Genomic DNA, 1,067 nt, shown 5'->3' on the forward strand with positions numbered 1-1,067 from the left:
CATGTCCGGTTCGATGAGAGGGATGTGGAAACGGAGTATGGTCAGGCTCCTCAGGCACCGCCAAACGAAAGAGGCGGCAACAGCTACGCCCGGCCTAACACCACCGCGCCACATCCCGACTCTACGACGGCCGGTCATAGCGGGCGCAACATTGCCGATGACAGCATTTGAGCGGCTAGGCCGGTCGCAAATACCCGCTGGGGTGCCGGGAGGCACGAAGCGAACATCCCCAACGTCAAAAAACTCATCGCAATCGGTAGCATTGGGTTGAGCGCGCCTAGGCCGACTTGCTAAGGCCTCGCCATGATCCTCACAGGCCGTTACCTCTCGCCCTTCGTCCGCCGTGTCGCGATCTGGCTCGCGCTCCAAGGTCGTGCGTACGAGCACCAGCCGATCATGGTGACTGGCGACGATTTCGAGCGGCTGAAACAGGTCAATCCGTTCGGTCGCGTGCCGGCGCTCACGTTGGACGACGGAACAACGCTCGTCGAAACCTGGGCGATCATTGACTGGCTCGAGGAAACGGCGCCGTCCGGCAAGCGTTTGTTGCCAGCCCATGGGCCGGCGCGCATGCGATCGCTCCAGGGGCTGGCCGCGGCCCACCATCTCGCTGAGAAGGGCGTCGCGCTAGTCTATGAGACTGTGCGGCGGCCAACAGAGCTCCACTGGCGCGATTGGATCGAGCGTGTGCGCGGCCAGGCACAAACGGGTCTCGACATCCTTGAGAGCCACGCGCACCTGATCTCGGTCGAGCGCACGCCTGGCGTCGCGGCCGCCACGATCGCCGCGTTCGATTTTGTCGCGCTGATGCACGCGAGCCTTGTGGGGGAATCTTATCCCGCGCTCAAAGCACTCTCGGCGGCGGCCAACGCTCGCCCGGAATTCAGCGCGAGCAAGCCGACGCTCTGACAAGCCTCCTGACGAACGTCGCTGTTCGGCGGATGCTGTTGAAAAAGTCCGAGAGGTCTTCGGCCCCTCCTGTTGTGTCGGAGGCTTTCGTCGAAGTTCATCGCCCGGCGGCTCGCGCCGCCCGGTAGTGCGTGCTCGCCCTAGGCTGAGGCCGCTAT

General features: G+C 63.9%; 1 protein-coding gene. It reads left to right on the forward strand.

Translation table 11 applies throughout. The annotated features are described in order from the left end of the window. Positions 1-303: 303 nt before the first annotated feature. Positions 304-909 carry a glutathione S-transferase family protein gene (locus EPJ54_RS19645; protein ID WP_135213472.1) on the forward strand — a complete coding sequence of 202 codons (606 nt, stop codon included), beginning with the start codon at positions 304-306 and terminating at the stop codon, positions 907-909. The last annotated feature ends 158 nt before the right edge of the window (positions 910-1,067 follow it).

This window comes from Vitreimonas flagellata (assembly GCF_004634425.1).
In the GTDB taxonomy this organism is placed as follows: domain Bacteria; phylum Pseudomonadota; class Alphaproteobacteria; order Caulobacterales; family Aquidulcibacteraceae; genus Vitreimonas; species Vitreimonas flagellata.